This is a genomic window from Geodermatophilus sp. SYSU D00700 (genome assembly GCF_054050255.1).
On record NZ_JBJGZA010000002.1, the window covers coordinates 163285 to 186330 of the forward strand.

The 23046-nt window shown below is 74.2% G+C and carries 20 protein-coding genes and 2 tRNA genes; 7 read left to right on the top strand and 15 right to left on the bottom strand.

Going from position 1 to position 23046, the window contains the following annotated elements:
- Nucleotides 1-127 precede the first annotated feature (127 nt).
- On the top strand, nt 128-400 hold the full coding sequence (gene crgA, locus ACI79V_RS02480; RefSeq protein WP_456875782.1) for a cell division protein CrgA: 273 nt from the start codon (nt 128-130) through the stop codon (nt 398-400).
- A gap of 503 nt (nt 401-903) precedes the next feature.
- Nucleotides 904-1311, top strand: coding sequence for a PH domain-containing protein (locus ACI79V_RS02485; protein ID WP_456886536.1), 408 nt, complete (start codon nt 904-906; stop codon nt 1309-1311).
- Nucleotides 1312-1320: 9 nt separating this feature from the next.
- Here ACI79V_RS02485 and ACI79V_RS02490 read toward each other — a convergent pair whose 3' ends face one another.
- The 8 genes from ACI79V_RS02490 to gyrB form a co-directional block, all read right to left on the bottom strand.
- Nucleotides 1321-2085 (bottom strand): rhomboid family intramembrane serine protease, encoded by a 765-nt coding sequence (locus ACI79V_RS02490; RefSeq protein WP_456886538.1) that lies wholly within the window; start codon nt 2083-2085, stop codon nt 1321-1323.
- A 137-nt stretch (nt 2086-2222) separates the two neighbouring features.
- Nucleotides 2223-2759 (bottom strand): peptidylprolyl isomerase, encoded by a 537-nt coding sequence (locus tag ACI79V_RS02495; protein ID WP_456886540.1) that lies wholly within the window; start codon nt 2757-2759, stop codon nt 2223-2225.
- 63 nt (nt 2760-2822) lie between these two features.
- Nucleotides 2823-2895 (bottom strand) — tRNA-Ala (locus ACI79V_RS02500).
- 40 nt (nt 2896-2935) lie between these two features.
- Entirely contained in the window at nt 2936-3085 is a 150-nt protein-coding gene (locus tag ACI79V_RS02505) for a DLW-39 family protein (RefSeq protein WP_456875778.1), read from the bottom strand.
- A gap of 75 nt (nt 3086-3160) precedes the next feature.
- Nucleotides 3161-3234 (bottom strand) — tRNA-Ile (locus tag ACI79V_RS02510).
- 60 nt (nt 3235-3294) lie between these two features.
- Nucleotides 3295-4095, bottom strand: coding sequence for a DUF3566 domain-containing protein (locus ACI79V_RS02515; protein WP_456886541.1), 801 nt, complete (start codon nt 4093-4095; stop codon nt 3295-3297).
- A gap of 156 nt (nt 4096-4251) precedes the next feature.
- A complete protein-coding gene (gene gyrA / locus ACI79V_RS02520) occupies nt 4252-6720 on the bottom strand; it encodes a DNA gyrase subunit A (protein ID WP_456875776.1) in 2469 nt (822 codons plus the stop codon).
- A 113-nt stretch (nt 6721-6833) separates the two neighbouring features.
- The gene (gyrB, locus tag ACI79V_RS02525) at nt 6834-8867 is read right to left on the bottom strand and encodes a DNA topoisomerase (ATP-hydrolyzing) subunit B (protein ID WP_456875775.1); all 2034 of its coding nucleotides are present in this window, start codon (nt 8865-8867) and stop codon (nt 6834-6836) included.
- 292 nt (nt 8868-9159) lie between these two features.
- On the opposite strand from gyrB, the gene ACI79V_RS02530 reads away from it, so the two are divergent.
- Nucleotides 9160-10674, top strand: a complete 1515-nt coding sequence (locus ACI79V_RS02530; RefSeq protein WP_456886543.1) for an SDR family oxidoreductase — start codon at nt 9160-9162, stop codon at nt 10672-10674.
- 159 nt (nt 10675-10833) lie between these two features.
- Here the strand turns inward: ACI79V_RS02530 and ACI79V_RS02535 are convergent, their stop codons facing one another.
- The 7 genes from ACI79V_RS02535 to dnaA form a co-directional block, all read right to left on the bottom strand.
- Nucleotides 10834-12615, bottom strand: a complete 1782-nt coding sequence (locus tag ACI79V_RS02535; protein ID WP_456886545.1) for an ABC transporter ATP-binding protein — start codon at nt 12613-12615, stop codon at nt 10834-10836.
- Between the two features lie 7 nt (nt 12616-12622).
- A complete protein-coding gene (locus tag ACI79V_RS02540; RefSeq protein ID WP_456886546.1) occupies nt 12623-13519 on the bottom strand; it encodes a hypothetical protein in 897 nt (298 codons plus the stop codon).
- Between the two features lie 40 nt (nt 13520-13559).
- A complete protein-coding gene (locus ACI79V_RS02545) occupies nt 13560-14060 on the bottom strand; it encodes a DUF721 domain-containing protein (RefSeq protein ID WP_456886548.1) in 501 nt (166 codons plus the stop codon).
- A complete protein-coding gene (gene recF / locus ACI79V_RS02550; RefSeq protein ID WP_456886550.1) occupies nt 14057-15220 on the bottom strand; it encodes a DNA replication/repair protein RecF in 1164 nt (387 codons plus the stop codon). Before recF ends, ACI79V_RS02545 begins: the two co-directional genes overlap by 4 nt.
- A 66-nt stretch (nt 15221-15286) precedes the next feature.
- Complete coding sequence (gene gnd / locus ACI79V_RS02555) at nt 15287-16219, bottom strand: phosphogluconate dehydrogenase (NAD(+)-dependent, decarboxylating) (RefSeq protein WP_456875769.1); 933 nt, start codon at nt 16217-16219, stop codon at nt 15287-15289.
- Nucleotides 16220-16293: 74 nt separating this feature from the next.
- On the bottom strand, nt 16294-17502 hold the full coding sequence (dnaN, locus tag ACI79V_RS02560; RefSeq protein WP_456875768.1) for a DNA polymerase III subunit beta: 1209 nt from the start codon (nt 17500-17502) through the stop codon (nt 16294-16296).
- An 809-nt stretch (nt 17503-18311) separates the two neighbouring features.
- A complete protein-coding gene (dnaA, locus tag ACI79V_RS02565) occupies nt 18312-20204 on the bottom strand; it encodes a chromosomal replication initiator protein DnaA (protein ID WP_456886552.1) in 1893 nt (630 codons plus the stop codon).
- Between the two features lie 663 nt (nt 20205-20867).
- Here dnaA and rpmH point away from each other — a divergent pair.
- From rpmH to yidC, 4 genes are read left to right on the top strand one after another with little or no spacing between them, the layout of a single operon-like run.
- Complete coding sequence (rpmH, locus tag ACI79V_RS02570) at nt 20868-21005, top strand: 50S ribosomal protein L34 (protein ID WP_456875766.1); 138 nt, start codon at nt 20868-20870, stop codon at nt 21003-21005.
- A 1-nt stretch (nt 21006) separates the two neighbouring features.
- Nucleotides 21007-21402 (top strand): ribonuclease P protein component, encoded by a 396-nt coding sequence (gene rnpA / locus ACI79V_RS02575; protein ID WP_456875765.1) that lies wholly within the window; start codon nt 21007-21009, stop codon nt 21400-21402.
- On the top strand, nt 21399-21809 hold the full coding sequence (yidD, locus tag ACI79V_RS02580) for a membrane protein insertion efficiency factor YidD (RefSeq protein ID WP_456886554.1): 411 nt from the start codon (nt 21399-21401) through the stop codon (nt 21807-21809). The genes rnpA and yidD overlap by 4 nt, the downstream gene beginning before the upstream one ends.
- Nucleotides 21802-22971, top strand: a complete 1170-nt coding sequence (gene yidC, locus ACI79V_RS02585) for a membrane protein insertase YidC (RefSeq protein WP_456886556.1) — start codon at nt 21802-21804, stop codon at nt 22969-22971. The genes yidD and yidC overlap by 8 nt, the downstream gene beginning before the upstream one ends.
- Nucleotides 22972-23046: the final 75 nt, after the last annotated feature.

Here is a 23046-nt window from a genome sequence, read left to right on the forward strand (position 1 = left end):
GGACGGCGCGACGCCCGGCAGGACGGTCGGCGCGACCGGGGTGGTCGTCTCGCAGCTTAGGCTGGGAGGCGATCGTGCCGGTCGCGACGGACCGGCACCCCGAGCGAGTCAGCAGGAGTCGGTCCCGGTGCCCAAGTCCAAGGTCCGCAAGAAGTCGGTCTACACGCCGCCGGAGGGCGTGCTGCAGTCGCGCTCCGCGGCCGCCCGCGCCGTCCAGCCCAGCCCCCGCTGGTACGCGCCGCTCATGGTCACGCTCATGCTGCTCGGCCTGCTGTGGATCGTCGTCTACTACGTGGCCGGTGACCGGATCCCCTTCATGGTCTCGCTGTCGGCGTGGAACTTCGCCATCGGCTTCGGGGCGATGGTCGTCGGGCTCGTCATGTCGATGCGCTGGCGCTGACACCGGGCCTCTGCCGCCCCGTTCCGGCACGTCACCAGGCCCCCGTCCCTCCCGGGACGGGGGCCTGGTGCGTCCCGGGACCCCTACACCAGCCCTGCGCCGGGCCCGGCCGGGGGGTGTGGACCGCTGTGCACAGGCCGTCGGTGGATCCACAGATCGACATGACGTTCCGCCCCCAGGGTTGTCCACCACATGTGGAGAACGCCTGTTCGACAGCACCGCGCTGACCTGCGCCTATGCCAGAGGTGGGACTCGTGTGGCCTGGAGGACGGCCGCATAACTACAGGTCTGTGCTTTGTCCCCAGCTGTGTACCCAGCTGTGGACGAGTCGACATGACCGCAGGCACCGGACGGTCACGCACCGCGAGCGGGTGGGTGCTGTCGAGGAGTCGACACGCGCGCCGAACAGGGCATATCCCCAGTGACGACCCCTCGTCCCCAGCCCCGCGTCCCTGTGGACGGAGCCGACGGCGGTGTGTCCACCGGCCTGGGAGGGTGGGGACGTGCAGTGGTCGGCGCGGACGGCGGAGACGGTCGTGCTCGGGACGGGCGGCGTGCTGCTGGTGCTGGCCGCGCTGACCCTCGACACCGCCGGCCGGGTGCTGGTCGGCGCCGCCGGGGTCCTGCTGCTCGCGCTGGTGCTGCGCGACGTCGTCCTCCGGCCGCGGCTGTCGGCCGGTCCCGGCGGCGTCGTGGTCCGGACCCTGGCCGGGCACACCCGGCTGGCCTGGCCGGGCCTGAGGGTGCGGCTGCGGGACACCCGCCGGCTGGGGGTGCGTTCGCAGCTGCTCGAGCTCGACACCGCCAGCGGCCCGGACGACGACGGCACGCTGGTCCTGCTGGGCCGCCGCGACCTGGGCGCCGACCCGGCCGCCGTCGCGCTGGCCCTGGAGGCGCTGCGCCCGGGGTGACGCGGGCCGTCAGCCCAGGACGGTCACCGGCACGGGCACCACGAGGACCAGGACGACCAGCACGACCGCGAGGGCGGCCAGTGCGGCGGCCTGCAGCGCGACGCGGCGCCGGGTGAGCACGAGCAGCGTGGTGGCGACCAGGCCCGCGACCAGGCCGCCGAGGTGCCCGAGCAGGGACACGTTGGGCAGGAAGCTGATGACGACGTTGATGGCCAGCAGGGTCAGCAGGCCACGCAAGTCCTGGCGGGCGGCGACCATCAGCACGCCCAGGGCGCCGAGGAGCCCGTAGATCGCCGCCGAGGCGCCGGCGACGGGCCGGGCGGGGTCGCCGAACAGCTCGATGGCCACGGCGCCACCGAGTGCGGAGAGGAGGTAGACCGACAGGTAGCGCCACCAACCCAGCCGGGCCTCGATCTCGGGGCCGAAGAGCAGCAGACTGAGCATGTTGAGCAGCAGGTGGGTGATCCCGATGTGCAGGAACGCCCCGGTGATCAGCCGCCAGTCCTGGCCGTAGACGTCGACCAGCACGGGGACGAGCGAGAAGTCGGCGAAGACCGGCGAGCGGAAGTTGTCCAGCGGGCTCTCACCGACCGAGACCGCCGAGACGGCGGTGACGACGAAGACGACGAGGTTGACCGCCACGAGCGTGGCCGTGACGGGGCCGAAGCGCCGGCGCGCGGCGCTCCACCTCGAGACCGGCCGCGGCCGGCGCACCCCCGCGTTGCCCGCGCGGACGTCGTCGGGGCACTGGAAGCCAACCGACGCCGGCGTCATGCACTCCGGGCAGATGGGCCGGTCGCAGCGGGTGCAGCGGATGCCGGTGGGCCGGTCGGGGTGCCGGTAACAGGTGGCCGGCGGGGGCACCGGCGGCGGTGCGGCGCCGCCGGTGCCCTCGTCGGGTGGGGAGCTGGTCAGCTGCGCTGCACCTCGACCGACTGGATGACGACGTCCTCCACCGGCTTGTCGTTGCGGCCGGTGCGCACGGTGGCGATGCGGTCGACGACCTCACGGCTGGCCTGGTCGGCCACCTCGCCGAAGATCGTGTGCTTGCGGTTGAGGTGCGGCGTGGGGCCGACGGTGATGAAGAACTGCGAGCCGTTGGTGCCGGGCCCGGCGTTGGCCATGGCCAGCAGGTACGGGCGGTCGAAGGCGAGCTCGGGGTGGAACTCGTCGCCGAACTGGTAGCCGGGGCCGCCGAAGCCCTGACCGAGCGGGTCCCCGCCCTGGATCATGAACCCGCTGATGACGCGGTGGAAGATCGTCCCGTCGTAGAGCGGGTCGGTGGTCTTCGCGCGGGTGGCCGGGTGCGTCCACTCACGGCGGCCCTCGGCCAGGTCCGCGAAGTTCGCGACCGTCTTGGGCGCGTGGTCGGGGAACAGGTCGACGGTGATGTCGCCGTGGTTGGTGTGCAGCACCGCGCGGCGGGCGGGCGAGGTCGATTCGGTCACGCCCCCACTCTCCCATCCCCGCCGCCGGGCGGGCCGGGCCAGGTCAGGAGCGCGTCGGAGGAGTGGAGACGAGGGGAATCGAACCCCTAACCCCCGCCTTGCAAAGGCGGTGCTCTGCCAATTGAGCTACGTCCCCGGGGGTGCTGCCCGGAGTGGCCCCGGAACGGGGCCGCGGGTCAGCGGGTGGTGGGGCGGCTGACGGCGTCCGGGCCGCTCGTGGCCTCGTGCCAGAGGTCGGCCTCGGCCTTGCCGGTGCCGGCGGAGCGACGACGGAGGGCGGCGACGGCGCCGGCCGCCGCGGCGACCAGGGCCAGCTGCTTGAGCACTCGGTACCTCCTGGGAACGACCGCGGCCACGGACGGGGCCGCGCTGCCGCGGTGCCGTGGGCACCGGTTCACGGGTGGGCCTGGGAGGACTTGAACCTCCGGCCTCATCCTTATCAGGGATGCGCTCTAACCGCCTGAGCTACAGGCCCGTGGACCTCGACCAGCTTACAAGGCCGGTCCGGGGCCCCGGCGGGCGGGGCCCCGGCCGCTCAGTCCCGCTCGGCGAGGGTGACCTCGAGACCGCCCACGAGGTCGGCACAGAGGTTGTAGATGAACGCCGCGATCGTGGCCAGCGCCGTCATCAACACGATGTTGATGGCGCCGATGACCGCCGCGCCGCCGAAGACGATGCCCGGCGTGATGACGTCGCCGCCGCCCTCGCCGCCCGAGGACGTGCCGAGCTGGCCGAACAGGTCGTTGAGGGTGTCGAAGACGCCCAGGCCGGACAGGACGCCGTAGAGGACCCCGACCGCCACCATCCAGATGAAGAACAGCGCGATCGACAGGACCAGCGAGATCTTCAGCGCCGACCACGTGTCGATGTGCCGCAGTTGCAGCCGGGCCCGGCGCGGACCGCGGTTGCCACGGCCCTTGGCGGCGGGCCGGCCGGCCTGCTGGCCCGCCTGCTGGGGCGGCGCCTGCTGCGGCACGGCCTGCTGCGCGGGCGCCTGCTGCGGGGGCCGCGGGGCGGCCGTGGCCGGCGGTGCCACCTGCGTGACACCCGACGGCGGCGGCATCGTCGCGTCGGCCGGCCGCTGGTGCTGCTGCGCGACCTGCTGCGGGGCAGCGGACGGCGGCTGCGGCGGGGCCTGCTGCGCGGCCAGCCCGCCGGTGACCGGCTTGGTCAGGGACGCGCCCCCGCCGGCCGCGCTCGCGCCCGCGGGCGAGGCTCCGGACGGACCGGGGGTCTGACCGGTGACGGGCGCCGAACCCGTCGCCGGGGCTCCGTCCGCTCCGGCTGCGCCTTCCGGGCGGACCCCGGTGCGCACCGCCTGCGGCCGGTCGCTCATGCCGTTCTCCCGTTCGCCTGCGGCCCTCGCCGCGCTCTCGCGTCCGGGTGCCCCGGCGCGGTGCCGGAGGCGCCCGGGCGCCGGTCGTGTCCGTCATTGGGAGCCGGGGGTGGGGCGTGACCTGCCGTCACGCCCCACCGTGCTCCCGGTCTCACCCTAGGCGGCGGGCTCGTCGTTGTCCGTCGTCCGGGCGATCGCCACGATCGTCACGTCCTCGGGCAAGTTCATGAGCTTGACGCCCATGGTCGCGCGATCCTTGTTGTGGCGCACGCCGTTGACCGGCGTCCGGATCACCCCGCCGCCGGACGTGATGGCGTAGAGCTCGTCGCCGAGCCGCACCGACAGGGCCCCGACCAGGGCACCCTTGCGGGCCTTCGGGTCGGCGGTGAGCACGCCCTTCCCGCCGCGGCCCTGCGGCGGGTAGTTCTCGATGCCGGTCCGCTTGGCGAAGCCGCGCTCGGTGGCGACGAGGACGTCGACGCCCTCCTCGACCACGATCATCGACAGCAGCCGGTCCCCGGGGGACAGCGAGATCCCGCGGACGCCCTCGGTGGCCCGGCCCATCGGCCGCAGGGTCGCGTCGTCGGCCTTGAACCGGATCGACATCGCGGCCCGGGTGACCAGCAGCAGGTCCAGGTCGGGGTCGATGAGCGCGGCCCCGACCAGCTCGTCGCCCTCGCGCAGGTTGATCGCGATGACACCGCCGCTGCGCGGGCTGTCGAAGTCCGACAGCCGCGTCTTCTTGACCTGCCCGTTGGCCGTGGCCAGGACCAGGTACGGCGCGACCGAGTAGTCCTTGATCTGCATGACCTGGGCGATCCGCTCGTCGGGCTGGAACGCCAGGATGTTGGCCACGTGTGCGCCGCGGGCGGTGCGGTTGGCCTCGGGCAGCTCGTAGGCCTTGGCCCGGTAGACCCGGCCCTTGTTGGTGAAGAACAGGATCCAGTCGTGGGTGGAGCCCACGAAGAAGTGGTCGACGAGGTCGTCCTGCTTGAGGGCCGCCCCCATCACGCCCTTCCCGCCGCGGCGCTGCGACCGGTAGAGGTCGCTCTTGGTCCGCTTGGCGTAGCCGGTGCGGGTGATGGTGACGACGACCTCCTCCTCGGCGATGAGGTCCTCGACCGAGACGTCGCCCTCGTTGGCGACGAACTGGGTGCGCCGGTCGTCGCCGTACTTGTCGACGATCTCGGCCAGCTCGTCGCGGACGATCTGCCGCTGCCGATCCGGGGAGTCGAGGATCGCCTGCAGGTCGGCGATGCGGGCCTCGATCTCGGCCAGCTCGTCCATGATCCGCTGCCGCTCGAGGGCGGCCAGCCGGCGCAGCTGCAGGTCGAGGATCGCCGTCGCCTGGACCTCGTCGACCTCGAGCAGCTCCATGAGGCCGGTGCGGGCGGAGTCGGCCGAGGGGCTGTTGCGGATGAGCGCGATGACCGCGTCGAGCTGGTCGAGGGCCTTGGCGTAGCCGCGCAGGATGTGCGCGCGCTCCTCGGCCTTGCGCAGCCGGTAGCGGGTGCGCCGCTGGATGACCTCGATCTGGTGGAGCACCCAGTTGCGCACCAGCTCGTCGAGCCGCAGGGTCCGCGGGACGCCGTCGACGATCGAGAGCATGTTGCAGCCGAACGACGTCTGCAGCTGGGTGTGCTTGTAGAGGTTGTTCAGCACGACCTTGGCCACGGCGTCGCGGCGCAGCGTGATGACCAGCCGCCGGCCGACGCGGTCGCTGGACTCGTCGGCGATCTCGCTGATGCCCTGCAACCGGCCGTCCTTGACCGCCTCGGCGATCGACTCGGCCAGGTTGTCCGGGTTGACCTGGTAGGGCAGCTCGGTGACGACGAGCTGCACGCGGCCCCGCGCGTCCTCCTCGACGGTGACGACGGCGCGCATCTTCACCGAGCCACGGCCGGTGCGGTAGGCGTCCTCGATGCCCTCGCGGCCGACGATGAGGCCGTAGGTGGGGAAGTCGGGGCCCTTGACCCGCTCCATGCACGCGGTGAGCGCCTCCTCCGGCTCGGCGTCGGGGTGCTCGAGCACCCAGTACACCGCCTCGGCCACCTCGCGCAGGTTGTGCGGCGGCATGTTGGTGGCCATGCCGACCGCGATGCCGGCCGACCCGTTGATCAGCAGGTTCGGCACGCGCGCCGGCAGGACCAGCGGCTCCTGGGTGCGGCCGTCGTAGTTGGCCTGGAAGTCGACGGTCTCCTCGTCGATGCCGGCCAGCATCTCCATGGCCAGCGGCGTGAGCCGGCACTCGGTGTAGCGCATGGCGGCCGGCGGGTCGTTGCCCGGCGAGCCGAAGTTCCCCTGGCCGTCGATGAGCGGGTAGCGCATCGACCACGGCTGGGCCAGCCGCACGAGGGCGTCGTAGATCGCCGAGTCGCCGTGCGGGTGGTAGTTGCCCATGACCTCCGCGACCGGACGGGCGCACTTGACGTAGCCGCGGTCGGGGCGGAAGCCCTGGTCGTACATCGCGAACAGCACGCGGCGGTGCACCGGCTTGAGGCCGTCGCGGACCTCCGGCAGGGCGCGGCCGACGATCACGCTCATCGCGTAGTCGATGTAGCTGCGCTGCATCTCCTGCTGAAGGTCGACCGGCTCGACGCGGTCGCGGGCGGGTGTCTCGGTCACGTTTCAGATCTCCACGATCGGAGGACGATGTCGCTGGTCGGTGCTGGAAGACCCCCTCGCAGGGACCCTCCGCCTGCGCGGAGCGAGGCGGGGGGGTGCGAGGGGGTCCTTCCTCACACGTCGAGGAAGCGGACGTCCTTGGCGTTGCGGGTGATGAAGCTGCGGCGGGCCTCGACGTCCTCGCCCATGAGGATGCTGAACAGCTCGTCGGCGGTGGCGGCGTCGTCGAGGGTGACCTGCAGGAGCAGGCGGGACTCCGGGTTCATCGTGGTGTCCCAGAGCTCGCTGGCGTTCATCTCACCGAGCCCCTTGAACCGCTGGATCATCTCGTCGCGGACCTTGCGGCCCTCCTGCTTGCCGGCCGCCAGCAGCGCGTCGCGCTCCCGGTCGGAGTAGGCGTACTGGTCGCCCCACTTGCCGCCCCACTTGATCTTGTACAGCGGCGGCTGGGCCAGGTAGACGTGGCCGGCCTCGACCAGCGGCCGCATGAAGCGGAACAGCAGGGTGAGCAGCAGCGTGCGGATGTGCTGGCCGTCGACGTCGGCGTCGGCCATCAGCACGATCTTGTGGTACCGCAGCTTCGACAGGTCGAACTCGTCGTGGATGCCGGTGCCGAAGGCGGTGATCATCGACTGGACCTCGGTGTTCTTGAGCACCCGGTCGATGCGCGCCTTCTCGACGTTGATGATCTTGCCGCGGATGGGCAGGATCGCCTGGAACATCGAGTCGCGGCCGGACTTGGCCGAGCCGCCGGCCGAGTCGCCCTCGACGATGTAGACCTCGGAGTTGCGCGGGTCGGTCGACCGGCAGTCGGCCAGCTTGCCCGGCAGCGAGTTGTTGCTCAGCAGGTTCTTGCGGGCGAGCTTGCGGGCGTCCTGCGCGGCCCGCCGGGCCCGGGCGGCCGAGGCGGCCTTGGTGATGATGGTCTTGGCCTCGGCCGGGTTGGCCTCGAACCAGTGCGCGATCTGCTCGTTGCAGATGCGCTGCACGAAGCCCTTGACCTCGGTGTTGCCGAGCTTGGTCTTCGTCTGGCCCTCGAACTGCGGGTCGCCGATCTTGACCGAGACGATCGCCGCCAGGCCCTCGCGGATGTCCTCGCCGGTGAGCTTCTCGTCCTTCTCCTTGAGCAGCTTCTTCTCGACGGCGTAGCGGTTGACGATCGAGGTCAGCGCGGTGCGGAAGCCCTCCTCGTGGGTGCCGCCCTCGTGTGTGTTGATCGTGTTGGCGAAGGAGTAGACCGACTCGGAGTAGGCGTCGGACCACTGCATCGCGACCTCGACGCTCATCCGCATGTCGTTCTTGCCGACGCCCTCGTCGCCGAAGCCGAGGATCGAGCGGTGGATCGGGGTCTTCTTCGCGTTGATGTGACGGACGTAGTCCTCGAGGCCGCCGTCGTAGCGGTAGGTGATCTCGGTGGGCTCGAAGGCGGCGTCCTCGGCGCCCGGCGCGGTGGCCTCCAGGGCGACCGACTTCTCGTCGCCCAGCCCGGTGTCGGCCTTGCCGTGCCCGGGGCGCTCGTCGCGCAGGACGATGGTCAGGCCCTTGTTGAGGAAGGCCATCTCCTGCAGCCGGCGGCTGATGGTGTCGAACGAGTAGGTCGTCGTCTCGAAGATGCCGCCGTCGGCCCAGAAGGTGATCTGGGTGCCGCGCTTGGTGGTCGGGCCGACCTCCTCGAGCGGACCGGGCTTGGCCATGGCGTAGGACTGGTGCCACTCCTTGCCGTCCCGCCAGATGCGCACCTCGAGCGCGGTGGACAGCGCGTTGACGACGGTGACGCCGACGCCGTGCAGACCGCCGGAGACGGCGTAGCTCTTGCCGTCGAACTTGCCGCCGGCGTGCAGCACGGTCATGACGACCTCGACGGTCGGCCGCTTCTCGCGGGGGTGCAGGTCGACCGGGATGCCGCGGCCGTTGTCCTCGACCCGGACGCCGCCGTCGGCGAGCAGGGTGACGCGGACGGTGTCGCAGTAGCCGGCCAGCGCCTCGTCGACGGAGTTGTCGACGACCTCCCACACCATGTGGTGCAGGCCGCGCTCGCCGGTGGAGCCGATGTACATGCCGGGCCGCTTGCGGACCGCCTCGAGCCCCTCGAGGACGGTGATGGAGCTGCCGGAGTAGCTGGTGTCGGTCTGGGTCCGAGCGACCACGTGGGGCCCTTCTGTCGCGCAGCCGGCACGCGGGCACGGCCCGCGCGGGGAGGGTCCCGAGGGCGCACAGCGCCACTCAGCCGGATGCTGGGGATTCCTGCCGTCCATGTTACCGGGTCCACCGACAAGAACGGCGTCGTGCACGCCCTGACGACGCGTCTGCGCCACTCGCGGTACCGATCGCACCACCGGTCCTGCCCCCGGGCCCGACACGCCCGCCCAGGAGCGCTCACGGGCCGGAACCGGTCCGGCCGCCGGGCACCGGCCGCCGACCGCTCGCAGACTCGTCGACATGGAGTCCGCCGACCGCGCACTCACCTGTCTGGTCACCGGTGCCACCGGCTACGTCGGCGGCCGCCTCGTGCCCGAGCTGCTCGCCGCCGGCCACCGCGTCCGGGTGCTCGCCCGCTCGCCGGCCAAGCTGCGCGACCGGCCCTGGGTCGGAGAGGTCGAGGTCGCCGAGGGGGACGCCACCGACGAGGAGGCGGTGGCCCGGGCGTGCGCCGGCGTCGACGTCGTCTACTACCTCGTCCACTCCCTCGCGGCGGGTCGCGAGTTCGAGGAGCGGGACCGGCGGACCGCCGAGGTGATGGCCCGCGCCGTGCGCGGGGTCGGCGTCGGCCGGCTGGTCTACCTCGGCGGCCTGGAGCCGGCGGACGAGGAGCTCTCCCCGCACCTGCGCTCGCGCGCCGAGGTGGCCCGCGTGCTGCTCGACTCGGGCGTGCCGACGGTCGTGCTGCGCGCAGCGGTGGTCCTGGGGTCGGGGTCGGCGTCGTTCGAGATGCTGCGCTACCTCACCGAGCGGTTGCCGGTGATGGTCACCCCGCGGTGGGTGCACAGCCGCATCCAGCCGATCGCCGTCCGCGACGTGCTGCGCTACCTGGTCGGCTGCGCCACGCTGCCGCCCGACGTGCACCGCTGCTTCGACATCGGCGGCCCCGACGTCATGGACTACGCGCAGATGATGCAGCGCTACGCCGAGGTGACCGGCCTGACCCGGCGGCGGATCCTGCCGGTCCCGGTCTTCACGCCGTCGCTGTCGAGCCACTGGGTCGGCGTCGTCACGCCCGTGCCCGCCTCGATCGCCCGGCCGCTGGTGGAGTCGCTGCGCAACACCGTCGTCTGCTCCGAGCACGACATCGCGCGGTACGTGCCCGACCCGCCGGAGGGTCTGCTCGGCTTCGACGACGCCGTGCGGCTGGCCGTACAGCGGGTCCGGGACCACGACGTCGTCACGCGGTGGACCGGGGCCTCGGTGCCCGGCGCGCCGTCGGACCCGCTGCCCAGCGACCCCGACTGGGCCGGCGGCAGCCTCTACCTCGACGAGCGGACGCGGGAGACGGACGCCGCGCCCGAGGCGCTGTGGCGGGTGGTCGAGGGGATCGGCGGGGAGACCGGCTGGTACAGCTTCCCGCTGGCCTGGGAGGTGCGCGGCTGGCTGGACCGGGCGGTCGGCGGGGTCGGCCTGCGCCGTGGCCGGCGGCACCCCCGCGACCTCCACGTCGGCGACGCCCTGGACTGGTGGCGGGTCGAGGAGCGCGAGGAGGGCCGGCTGCTGCGGCTGCGCGCGGAGATGCGGCTACCGGGCCTGGCCTGGCTGGAGTTCCACGTGGAACAGGGCGGGGATGGGCGCGCCCGGCTGCGGCAGAGGGCGACGTTCCACCCGCACGGCCTGCTCGGCCACCTCTACTGGTGGAGCATCTCGCCGTTCCACGGGATCGTCTTCGGCAGCATGGTCCGCAACATCACCCGCGCCGCCGAGGCCCTCGACGAGACCGGGGACATGCGGGCCGGGCAGGCCGCATAGCGGTGCACCTGGTCGGCTGCCGGGCTCCACGGCGGTGGACCTCACCGCCCGCGGCGGCCCTCGCCCCGCGGTGCCCGACCTCACGCTGCAGAGCGAGGTCGGGCACCGCGGGGCGGGGGCGGGCGTCGCCAGCCCCCGCCGTGCTCCCCACGGCGGCGCTCACACCAGCAGCTGGGCGGAGGCGAGCTCGCGGTAGAGCGGGCTGGTCCCGAGCAGCTCCTCGTGCGTGCCGCGCGCGACCACGCGACCGGCGTCGAGCACCACGATCTGGTCGCTGTCGAGCACGGTCGACAGGCGGTGGGCGACCACCAGCAGCGCCCGGTCGGCGGCCGCGGCGGCCAGCGTCTCGCGCAGCAGCCCCTCGTTGCGGGCGTCGAGGCTGGCGGTGGGCTCGTCGAGCAGCAGCAGCGCCGGACGGGACAGCAGCGACCGGGCGATGGCCAGCCGCTGCCGCTCGCCGCCGGAGAGCAGCACGCCCTCGTCACCGACCGGGACGTCGAGCCCGCGCGGTGAGCGCTGCACGACGCCGGTGAGGCCGACGTCGGCGAGCACCGCCCACAGCTCGTCGTCGGCGGCGGCCGGCGCGGCGAGCAGCAGGTTCTCCCGCACCGTGCCGGCCAGCACCGGCGCCTCCTGCTCGACGTAGCCCAGCTGGGCGCGCAGCGCGGACCGCGGCAGCCGGCGGACGTCGGTGCCGGCCCACCGGATCGTGCCGCCGGTCAGCGGGTAGAAGCCCTCGACCAGCGCCAGCACCGTCGACTTGCCCGCCCCCGACGGCCCGACCAGCGCCACCCGGCTGCCGGCCGGCACGGTGAGCGAGACCCCGTCGAGGACCGCGGTCCCGTCCGGGTAGGCGAAGGAGACGTCGTCGAGCTCGAGCAGCGGCACGCCCGGCGCCGGCACCCGGGGCGCCGTCGTGGCGCCGCCGACCTCGGGGGCGTCGTCGCGCTCGGGCTCGAGGACGAGGACCTCCTGGATGCGGGCCAGCGCACCCAGCCCGGTCTGCAGCTGCGTCCACGCCGACACCGCCTGGCCCAGCGGCATGACCAGCAGGAACAGGTAGAGGATGAACGCGACCAGGTCGGCGACGGCGATCGAGCCGGTGGCCACTCGGTAGCCGCCCAGCCCCAGGACGGCGAGGAACGCACCCTGGACGGCGATCGAGCCGGCCGGCGCCACGAGCGCCTGCACCCGGGCCACCGACACCCCGGCGCGGTAGGCGCGCTCCGCGCTGGTCCCGACGGCGTCGACCTCGCGCGCGGTGGCGCCGCTGGCCCGGATGGTGCGCACCGCCGACAGCGCCCGCTCGACGGCCGCCGTCATCGCGCCGACCTCGTCCTGCGCCCGGCGGGAGAGCCTCCGCACCCGCCGGCTGCTGAGCACCACCACGGTCATGCCGACCGCGACGGCGGTGACGGTGACCAGCAGCAGCCAGACGTCGACCAGCGCCATCGCCGCCAGCGCCCCGACGGCGACCACCGCGGAGCCGGCCACCTCGACCACACCGGAGGTCACCGTGGCCCGCAGCAGGGTGGTGTCCGCGCCGACGCGGGACATCAGGTCCCCGGTGCGACGCCGGTCGTACTCGGCGACCGGCAGCCGCAGCAGCCGGTCGGCGACCGTCCGGCGGGTGGAGAGGACCACGCCCTCCCCGGTCCGCTGCAGCAGGTAGGACTGCACCGCGTCGAGCACCGCCCCGGCGACGAGCACCAGCAGGAGCAGGGCGACGGCGGGCAGCAGCGGGTCACCGGCGCCGACCGCGGCGATCACCCGCCCGGTCAGCGCCGGCTGCGCGAGTGCGGCCGCCGCACCCACCAGTGAGAGCCCGGCGGCCAGCAGCAGCGGCCGGCGGTGCGGCCGGACCAGCGGCAGCAGCTCGCGCAGGCCGGCGGCCGGCGCCGACTCGGCGGTGGTTCCGGGAGTGGTCCCGGCAGTGGTCATCGAGGCGTCAGAAGACGCCGGCGAGCGCGGCCACCATCGCGCCCAGCAGGCGGGCGTGGTGCTCGATCAGCTCGGGGCGCTGGCCGTCGGGGCGCACCGCGGCGAGGTGACCGGCCGCGGTCCAGAACTCGTCGCCGTCGTCGCTGCCCAGGAGCAGGCCGCGCACCGTCGCGTCCTCGACCAGCCGCCGGACCCCGGGCGTGTCCTCCGCGGCGAGGAGCACCCAGCGGGCGTCGAACGCGGGGTCGCCGCTGGGCAGGTGCAGCAGGCCGCCGGTGCGGTGCCGCCAGAAGCGGGCCGGCGCGAGCCGCAGCGGCGGCAGCGGCAGCAGCACCGGCGCCGCGGTGACCGCGTACTCCGGCACCACGCTCCGCTTGTCGACGAAGACGACGTCGAACGCGACCAGCTCCAGGCTGCCGGCGCGGCCGCGCATCACGCCCGCCGGGCGGTGCTCCCTCGTCGCCCGCACGGGAGCGGTGGCCACCAGCTCGGCGAGGACGGCGTCCTGCGGGGCGGTGCCGTCGGAGATCTCCCAGCCGTGCTGCAGCGCCCAGCCCTGCGCGCCGACGGGGTCGCCCTGGTAGCGGAACACCTGCTCGACGACGCCGGGGGTGCGCGGGCGCCGGGCCGGCGGGGCCCAGGTGATGGCGCCCGGGGCGGCGCCGGCCGGCTCGCGGTCCCGCTCGGCGTCCCGCTCGCCCCCGCGGTCGGCGTCGCGGTCGGTGTCGCCGAGGTGGGCCGGCTCCTGCCAGCCGCCGTCGCCGGGCCGCCGGTCGCCGTCGGGCCCAGAGCCGTCGGGCCCGGAGCCGTCGGGCCCGGAGCCGTCGGGCCCGGGTCCACCGGCTCGGGGGTCGTCGCCGCGGGGGTCGTCGCCGCGGGGGTCGTCGTCGCGCGGGCTGCTCATCGCTGCACCGTCCTCCCGGGACGCCGGCGCCCGGCGTCCCTCATCCGTACGTGTCGCGGGGCCCCCGCCCGCGGACCGACCGCGGGCCCTTCTTCCAGCTCGGGGCCGTCGGTCCGACAACGCGCAACCGGGTCACCACGTCCCCGCCGACCGAGGCGCGCAGCCGGGCCAGGATGGTGGGGGCCAGCAGCCGCAGCTGGGTGGCCCACGCGGTGGACTCCGCGACGACGAGCAGCTCGCCCTCGGTCAGCGTCTCCGGCCGGCAGTGCGCCGCGATGTCCGGGCCGACCAGCGCCGACCAGCGCCCGAACACCGCCCCCACCCGGGTGTGCTCGGTCCAGTCCTGCGCGCTGACCAGCGAGTCGACCAGCCGGGCCAGCGGCTGCGGGTCGTCGTCGCCGGGACGCGGGCCGGTCCAGTTCCGCCGCGGGCCGGCCACCCGGCGGCGGGTGGGCGCCGGGCGCGCCGCCGACGCCGCGCGGGCCGCCTCCAGCGCGGCGCGGGCGATGTCGCTGGGCCGCGCGGGCCGCTCGTCGCTCACGGGGTCCCCTCCTCGTCGGCGACCAGGATGGCCGTCCCCTCGCCGACCTCCACCCGGGCGCCGCGCAGCTCCTCGGGCACGTCGTCGAGGACGGCGGCGGTGATGAGGGTCTGCTCGGCGGAGCGGGCGACCTCGGCCAGCGCGGCGCGCCGCCCGGCGTCGAGGGTGGCGAAGACGTCGTCGAGGACCAGCACCGGCTCCTCGCCGTCGGCGCGCAGCAGCGCGAAGCAGCCGAGCTTGAGGGCCAGCGCCAGTGACCACGACTCCCCGTGGCTGGCGAAGCCCTTGGCCGGCGCCGGCCCCAGGTGCAGCACGAGGTCGTCGCGGTGCGGCCCGACCAGCGTCATGCCGCGGTCGACCTCCTCGCGGCGGCGCTCGGCGACCCGCTCGCGCAGCGCCGCCGACAGCTCGGCCGCCCGGGGCACCGGCGCGTCCGGCGGCAGCGCGGCGCCGTCCCCGGCCAGCGGCACGGTGCTGGCGTAGCCCAGCCCCGCGGTGGCGGCACCGGGCCCGGCGACGGCGGCGTAGGCCCGGGCCACGTGCGGGGCCAGGTCGGCCACCAGCCCGAGGCGGGCGGCCAGCAGCTGACCGCCGAGCTCGACCAGGTGGGTGTCCCAGACGTCCAGGGTGGCCAGCGCGTCCCCGCGGGCCAGCCGCGCGGTCTTGAGCAGGGCGTTGCGCTGCCGGAGCACCCGGTCGTAGTCGCTGCGCACCCCGGCCAGCCGGGGCGTGCGGCTGACCAGCAGGTCGTCGAGGAAGCGGCGCCGCTCGGCCGGGTCGCCGCGGACCAGCGCGAGGTCCTCCGGGGCGAACAGCACGCTCTTGACCAGGCCGAGCAGCTCCCGCGGCCGCGGCAGCGGGGAGCGGTTGACCCGGACCCGGTTGGCCCGGCCCGGGTTGATCTCGACCTCCACCAGCAGCTCGCGGTCCTCGCGGCGCAGCGCCGCCCGGACCACCGCCTGGCCCGCGCCGTGGCGGACCAGGGGCGCGTCGCCGGACACCCGGTGGCTGCCCAGCGTCGCGAGGTAGCCGACCGCCTCGACGAGGTTGGTCTTGCCCTCGCCGTTGCGGCCGACGACCACGGTGGGACCGGGCCGCAGCGCCAGGTCGACCTTCTCCCAGCTGCGGAACTCGACCAGCTGGAGGTGCCGGACGTACACCTCAGCCCGAGCCGGGCGAGGTGCCTTTATCGCGATAAAGGCAGTCCTGGAGTCCGGAGCGCGCGCTCACGCGGGCCGCTCGACCTCCTGCGCCTGCACCGCGTGGACGGCGTGCCCGCCGAACTGCTGGCGCAGCGCGGCGACGGCCTTCATGGTCGGCGAGTCCTCCTGGCGGGAGACGAACCGGGCGAACAGCGACGCGGCGATCGTCGGCATCGGGACGGCGTTCTCGATGGCCTGCTCGACCGTCCAGCGACCCTCGCCGGAGTCCTCCGCGTAGCCGCGGATCCGGTCCAGGGACGGGTCCTCGTCGAGGGCACGCACGAGCAGGTCCAGCAGCCAGGAGCGGATGACCGTGCCCTGGGTCCAGGACTTGACGACGCCGGGCACGTCCTCGATCAGGTCGACGGCGGCCAGCAGCTCGTAGCCCTCGCCGTAGGCCTGCATGAGCGCGTACTCGATGCCGTTGTGCACCATCTTGCTGAAGTGCCCGGCACCCACCGGGCCGGCGTGCACGAAGCCCGCGCCGGGGAGCTCCTGGCCGGTCTCGTCGGTCGGCGACGGCGGCTTGAGCGCGTCGAACACCGGCTGGACCTTGGCGACGTCCTCCTTCGTGCCGCCGACCATCAGCGCGTAGCCGTTCTCCAGGCCCCACACCCCGCCGGAGACCCCGGCGTCGACGTACCCGATGCCCTTCTCGCGGCACATGACGTCGTGCACCTGGTCGTCGGTGTACTTCGAGTTCCCGCCGTCCACGATCACGTCACCGGGCTCGAGCAGTCCGGCCAGCTCCTTGACCGTGGCCCGCGTCGGCTCCCCGGCGGGCACCATCACCCAGACCACCCGCGGCGCCGGGAGCGCGCCGACCAGCTCCTCGAGGCTGCCGACGTCGCGCCGCTCGGGGTGGTGGTCGAAGCCGACCACCTCGTGACCGGCGCGGCGCAGCCGCTCGCGCATGTTGCCGCCCATCTTGCCCAGCCCGATCAGCCCCAGCTGCACGTCCTCGTCCTCTCGTCGCGGTGTCGACCGGTGCTCATCGTGCCCGGCGGGCGGCCCTCCTGCAGGGTCCTTCGTCAGCCCGGGAGGCGCACCGGCATGATCAGGTAGCGGTAGCTCCCGGGCCGCTCGGCCGGGCGGGCGCCGTCGCCGTCGTCGGCGGCCGGCTCCTCGACGCCGGAGAGCACGGCCGGCTTGAGCGGGCTGGTGAAGTCCATCCGCGCGCGGCCGGTGTGCACCGCGGCCAGCCCGTCGAGCAGGAACGTCGGGTTGAAGCCGATGGTCAGCGGATCGCCGTCGAACTCGACGTCGCAGCGCTCCTCGGCCTGGCCCTCGTCGTCGCTGCCGCCGGCGCGCAGGGTGACCTGGCCGGGGGTGAACTCGCAGCGCAGCGGCGTGCCCCGCTCGGCGACCAGCGCCACGCGCTTGGCGGCGTCGGTGAACTGCACGACCGGCAGTGTCGCGTTGGCGCTGGACTCGGAGGGCATGATCGCCCGGTACTTGACGAACTCGGCGTCGAGCAGCCGGGTGGTGGTCTGCCGGTCCTTGCCCGACAGGCCCAGGATCCCCTCGCCGGAGCCCCCGGAGGACAGCGAGACGGTGATCTCGGGGCCGCTGGTCAGCGTGCGGGCGGCGTCGGCCAGCGTGCGCGCCGGCACCAGCACCGCGGCGGAGAGTCCCGGGGTCTCCGGGCGCCAGGCGAACTCGCGCACGGCCAGCCGGTAGCGGTCGGTGGCGGCGAGCGTCACCCGGTCGTCCTCGATCTCCAGGCGCACGCCGGTGAGCATGGGCAGGGTGTCGTCGCGCCCGGCGGCGACGGCGACCTGGCCGACCGCCTCGGCGAAGACGTCGCTGTCGACCACACCGGCCGACGACGGCATCGCCGGCAGCGACGGGTAGTCCTCCACCGGCAGGGTCGGCAGGCTGAACCGGGCGTTGCCGCAGGTGATCGACAGCCGGGGCCCCTCGGCGCGGATGTCGACCGGGTGCGGCGGCAGCGCGCGGGTGATCTCGGCCAGCAGCCGGCCGGGGACCAGGACCCGCCCGCTCTCGGCGGCCTGCACGTCGACCTCCGCGCGCGCGGAGACCTCGTAGTCGAAGCCGGACACCGACAACTGGCTGCCGTCGACCTCGAGCAGGATGCCGGCCAGCACCGGCACCGACGGGCGCGGCGGGAGGCTGCGCGCCGTCCACGCGACGGCATCGGCGAGCACCTCGCGTGTCACCCGGAACTCCATGACCGACCCACCCCAGCTCTGCACGGTCCACTGCTGTCGTCTGCGCACCCGTGGTCCCCGGCGTCCGTGCAGGACCGGGGGCGGTGCTCTCTCGCCTGTTGCGGAGTTCATCGTGCCCGTCGGGGCGTGGGTGGGGGAACCCGGGACCCGATCAGGTGTCCACTCCCGTCCCTCCAGGTCGCTCCTCTCCCTGCTCCTCGCTGTGCCTCTCAGGGCCCCGGACCGGAGCGTCCCCAGCCCTACTGGGGTTCGAGAACTCCTCGAGATCAATCCCTCATCTCCGTCATCACCGGTGTGGAAGCTGGGGATCGGGGCCCTTCGTGCAGGTCAGCGCCCGAGTCGACATGTTGGCCCGCTGTGGGGAACCGGCGTCTCGTTGTTGTCGACACGTGGACATCTCGACGGCCGTGCACAGCGACCCCCCGCCGTCCACGCGCTGTCCCCGGTCCTCCCCCGGGATGTCCCCAGTCCGTGCCCAGTCCCCGTCGGGGCCCACCTCCGGCCGTCCGTCGGTCCCGTCCGGAGCCGGGGACGACGGCCCGCCGCCGGGACGAACGTGCAGGTCAGCGCGCGGAGGACACCGGGATGCACACGCTGGGGAGTGACCTGGGGACGGCGCGCGGTCGGGCCCGCCGACCTGCACCGCCGGTCACGTCACGATCACGATCTCCCCAGGGTGTGCACATCCCTGGGGACAACTCCTCGACGAGTCGACACCGCGCAGGCCGTCGACCGCCCGCGGAACCGCGGCCGCACGGGGCAGGACGGCCATCCCGGGCCGGTCCCCGGCTGTGGACAGCCGGTGGCGGCCGTCCACCGGCGCGGGACGGCGACGGGGACGGGGCTGCCGGCAGGCGCTACTGGCGGGCGCGGCTCTTGATGCGCGCGGTCAGCTCGGTGACCTGCGTGTACGTCGCGCGCCGCTCGCTCATCAGGTTGGTGATCTTCTTGACGGCGTGCATGACCGTGGTGTGGTCCTTGCCGCCGAAGGACGCGCCGATCCGCGGCAGGGACAGCTCGGTCAGCTCGCGACACAGGTACATCGCGATCTGGCGGGCGTTGACCAGCGTGCGGCTGCGGTTGGAGCCCTGCAGCTCCTCCATCGTCACGGAGAAGTACTCCGCGGTCGCCGCCATGATGATCGCCGCGGTGATCTGCGGGCCCTGCTCGTCGCTGATCAGGTCCTTGAGCACCAGCTCGGCCAGCGGCAGGTCGACCTGCTGCTTGTTCAGGCTGGCGAAGGCGGTCACCCGGATCAGCGCGCCCTCGAGCTCGCGGATGTTGGTCTGCACCTTGCTCGCGATGAACTCCAGCACCGGGTCGGGCACCTGCAGCCGCTCGCCGTAGGCCTTCTTCCGCAGGATCGCGATGCGGGTCTCCAGGTCCGGCGCCTGGACGTCGGTGATCAGCCCCCACTCGAACCGCGTCCGCAGCCGGTCCTCCAGCGTCGTCAGCTTCTTCGGCGCCCGGTCGGAGGTGATGACGATCTGCTTGCTGGCGTTGTGCAGCGTGTTGAAGGTGTGGAAGAACTCCTCCTGCGTCCGCTCGGCGCGCTCCAGGAACTGGATGTCGTCGATGAGCAGGAAGTCGATGTCCCGGTAGCGCCGGCGGAAGTCCTCGGCCCGTCCGGAGTGCACCAGGTTGATGAACTCGTTGGTGAACTCCTCGGTGCTGACGTAGCGCACCCGCACGTTGGGGAACATCCGCGCCGCGTAGTGCCCGATGGCGTGCAGCAGGTGCGTCTTGCCCAGCCCGGAGTCGCCGTAGACGAACAGCGGGTTGTAGGCGCGCGCCGGGGCCTCGGCGACGGCCACGGCCGCGGCGTGGGCGAAGCGGTTGCTGTTGCCGATGACGAAGCTGTCGAAGACGTACTTGGGGTTGAGCCCCGGGTCCAGCCCGGCCGGCGGACGGCGGTCCCCGAACAGCGGCACCGCGCCGCCGGTGCGGCTCCCCGGGCGCCGCGGGGACGCGTCGGTGCGGTCGGCGACCGGGTCGGGTGCCTGGTCGGCGCCGTCGTCGCCGAGGTCGAACGGCAGCACCTCGGCGCCCTCGCCGGGGCGCACGCCGCGGCGGCGGCCGGTGCCGCGCGAGCGGACCGCCGGACTCCAGTCGGTGCCGCCCCACTCCTCCGCGGCCTCGCCGGCCGGCTCCCCGGCGCCCGGCCCGCCGGCCGGCGGGTAGGTCTCGTACGGCGCCTCGGCCGGAGGCCGGCCGTCGGTGCGGACCGGCTCGTAGCGGCCGCCGTAGGGGTCACCGCCGTAGCCGGCACCGGGACGGGGATCGCCGCCGTAGCGGCTCTCGTCCGCGGGGCCGCGCCCGCCGTCGGCCGCCTCGAAGGCGGACCGCTCCAGCGGGCGGGCGTCGCTGCGGACCCCGAAGGCGCTGCGGCCGTCGTCGGCCCGCTCGCGGTCCTCGTCGGTGGGCTCGTCGGCCGGCGGCGTCCAGGGCCGGCGGACGGGGGCCTCCGGCTCGGGCGCCGCGGCACCGGCCGGGCTGTCCTCGAGCTGGATGGCGACGCCGATGTCGCGGCCGAGCTGCTCGGACAGCGCCTCGGCCAGCACCCGGCGCATGCGCGACTCGAGCACGGTCTGGGTGAACTCGTTGGGGGCGGCGAGCACCGCGGTCCCGCCCACCAGGCCCACCGGCCGGGTGAGGTTGAGCATCGCGTTCTGCTGCCGGGTCAGGCTGGTCGCCAGCCGTTCGCGGACCGAGTCCCAGACCTCCGCCAGGTCCACCGTGGCATCGGCCATGACCGTGTCCTCCCCAAGCTGTCTCGTGCCCGTGACCGACGTCCCGGTGTCCGGGGTCCGGCTGTGGACATCCGGACACACGGGTTCCACACGAGTGTCCACAGGCTGTGCACGACTGGCGACAGGGCGCCTTGTCGACCCGCTGCTGCGGGACGGACCCGGTGTCGTCGCTGGTCGGGAGGGAGGTCGTGATACGGCTCGAGGCGGACGGCGGTCAGGTCGACCGGGTGGTCGGCCCCCGTGCCGGGTTGTCACCCGGACCGGAGCGACGGCGACGCTAACAGCCCCGTCCACAGCCCGGCAACGACGTCCGGGGACGTCTGGGACGCCCGGTGCGCGTGTCGTTCGGCGTGTCGTCCCCTGGCGGTCGGCGTGCCGACACCATCCGTCCGCCCGGGGGGTGCAGCCTGGCGGGTCGGCTCCGGCGGGACCCCCCGCCCACCCGGCGGGAGAGAACGGTCCGGCGCCGGGCCGCGGCGACCGCCCCGCCCCTGGTTATGATGGGCGGAGTCCGTGCACCCGTGCCCGCCGTCGGAGCGGGCAGGTGCGCGGAGACCCGCCTCCGGGGCCCGGCACGCGGCTCGCGCCGATCGTCCGTGCCCCGCCCGCGTGCCTGCCCCCCGGCCGGCCCGCACCGTCGACGTCCTGCCGTAGGAGTACCCCGTGAGCAAGCGCACCTTCCAGCCGAACAACCGCCGCCGGGCCAAGACCCACGGCTTCCGGCTGCGGATGCGCACCCGCGCGGGCCGCGCGATCCTCGCCGGCCGCCGCCGCAAGGGTCGCGAGAAGCTCTCCGCCTGAGGTGCTGCCCGCGCAGGCCCGCCTGCGCCGGCGTCCGGAGTTCACCGCGGTCGTCCGGTCGGGTCGGCGTGCCGGTCGGCCGACCATGGTGCTCCACTACCTCCCCGTCCGACCCCCGGTCCCCCCGACCGGGGGTCTCGACGTGTCCGGGGACGGCGCACCGGGCGCCCGCGCGGGCTTCGTCGTCGGCCGGGCCGTCGGCAACTCCGTGGTCCGCCACCGGGTGACCCGGCGGCTGCGCGCCGCCGTCCGCGAGGAGCTGCCGCGGCTGCCCGCCACCGCGGACCTGGTGGTCCGGGCCCGGCCCGAGGCCGGCACGGCGTCCTCGGCGACGCTGCGCCGCGACCTCGCCGCGGGCCTCGACCGCCTGCTCGCCGAGCGGAGCCGGTCCTCGTGAGCGCCGCGTCGCCGGCGTCCGCGCGCCGCGGTCCCCTCGCCCGGGCCCTGCTGGCGGCCATCGGCTTCTACTCGCGGGCGATCAGCCCGGCCCTGCCCCCGCGGTGCCGCTTCGCGCCCACCTGCAGCGCCTACGCCGCCGAGGCGGTCGCCGTGCACGGCGCCGCCCGCGGGTCCTGGCTCGCGCTGCGGCGGCTGCTGAAGTGCGCACCCTGGCACCCTGGTGGGTTCGACCCGGTCCCGGCGCGGCGTGCCGGGCGGACGACCCCTGGAACCGGCGGCGACGGCCGCACGTCGATGACAGCGGCACCCTCCTCGGGAGCCGCCGCCGACGGTGCCCGTCGACCCGCCCCCGAGACCCCGCCGGCTGACCGCCGGTCCCCGCAGCAGGAGGCTGGCGTTGCTTGACTGGCTGTACACCGCGATCGCCTTCGTCATGAAGACGTGGCACTCGGTGTTCTCGACGTTCCTCGACCCCGCCTCGGGCATCACCTGGGCGCTGTCGATCGCCTTCCTCGTCGTCACCGTGCGCCTGATCCTGTTCCCGCTGTTCGTCAAGCAGATCAAGAGCCAGCGGGCGATGCAGGAGATCCAGCCGGAGATCCAGAAGCTCCGCAAGCAGTACGGCGCCGACCGCCAGGGCTTCAGCCAGGCGATGATGCAGCTGCAGAAGGAGCGCGGGGTCAACCCGCTGGCCGGCTGCCTGCCCATCCTGCCGCAGATCCCGGTCTTCCTCGCGCTCTTCCACGTGCTGCGCCGGCTGCGGCCGGGTGCCGAGGGGCTCTACAGCTGGAGCTACGAGCTCACCCAGCAGGCAGCCACGGCCAAGCTGTTCGGCGCGCCGATCTCGGCGTCGTTCTTCATGTCCGGCCAGAAGGCCGAGGACATCCTGGCGCTGCCCGGGGTGAGCCAGGCCGGCATCCGCACCGTCGCGCTGATCCTCATGGTCATCATGTGCGTCACCACCTACGTGACGCAGAAGCAGATCATGAAGCGCTCCGGCCCGGTCGAGGGCCAGGCCGCGATGGTGCAGAAGCTGCTGCTCTACGGCATGCCGATCAGCCTCTTCGTCACGGGCTTCTTCTTCCCGATCGGCGTCCTGCTGTACTGGATGACCAACAACCTGTGGACGCTGGGCCAGCAGTTCTTCTTCCTGCGCAAGATGCCCCCGCCCGGCTCCCCGGCCGCCAAGGCCAAGGCCGCGGCCGAGAAGCCCGCCGTCGACCCGAAGACGCTGGCCCCCAAGCCCGGCGCCAAGCCGGTCCGCACCACCAAGGGCGGCCGTCCGGCCGGTCCCGGCGTCGCCCTGACCAAGGGTGCCGACGGCTCCGCACCCGACACCCCCGCACCCGACACGGCCGCGCCCGACGGCGCGGCGAGCGGTGACGGCGTGAGCGGGCAGACCCCCACCGGCTCCCCGCCGCCTCCCTCCGGTGGCGGTGCGACCGCCGCGGGCTCCACGGGCGCGCCCAAGGGCGGCCGCGCCGGCGGTGGCAAGGGCACCCGCCCGGCCGCCCGGGCCCCGCACGGCCGCCCCGCCGGCACCGGCGGGAAGCGCAAGCGCCGCTGAGCCCCGCGTCCGGAGGACCTGCGTCCCCGGACGCCCCCCGCCCGGCCGCCGTCCCGCGACGACGCCGGCCGGGCC

Excerpts from the sequence above, each read along its gene's own strand:
- ACI79V_RS02515 (WP_456886541.1), bottom strand. The coding sequence starts at position 4,095 with ATGAGCGACCGGCCGCAGGCGGTGCGCACCGGGGTCCGCCCGGAAGGC.
- ACI79V_RS02530 (WP_456886543.1), top strand. The coding sequence starts at position 9,160 with ATGGAGTCCGCCGACCGCGCACTCACCTGTCTGGTCACCGGTGCCACC.
- ACI79V_RS02535 (WP_456886545.1), bottom strand. The coding sequence starts at position 12,615 with ATGACCACTGCCGGGACCACTCCCGGAACCACCGCCGAGTCGGCGCCG.
- dnaA (WP_456886552.1), bottom strand. The coding sequence starts at position 20,204 with ATGGCCGATGCCACGGTGGACCTGGCGGAGGTCTGGGACTCGGTCCGC.
- ACI79V_RS02490 (WP_456886538.1), bottom strand. The coding sequence starts at position 2,085 with ATGACGCCGGCGTCGGTTGGCTTCCAGTGCCCCGACGACGTCCGCGCG.
- ACI79V_RS02540 (WP_456886546.1), bottom strand. The coding sequence starts at position 13,519 with ATGAGCAGCCCGCGCGACGACGACCCCCGCGGCGACGACCCCCGCGGC.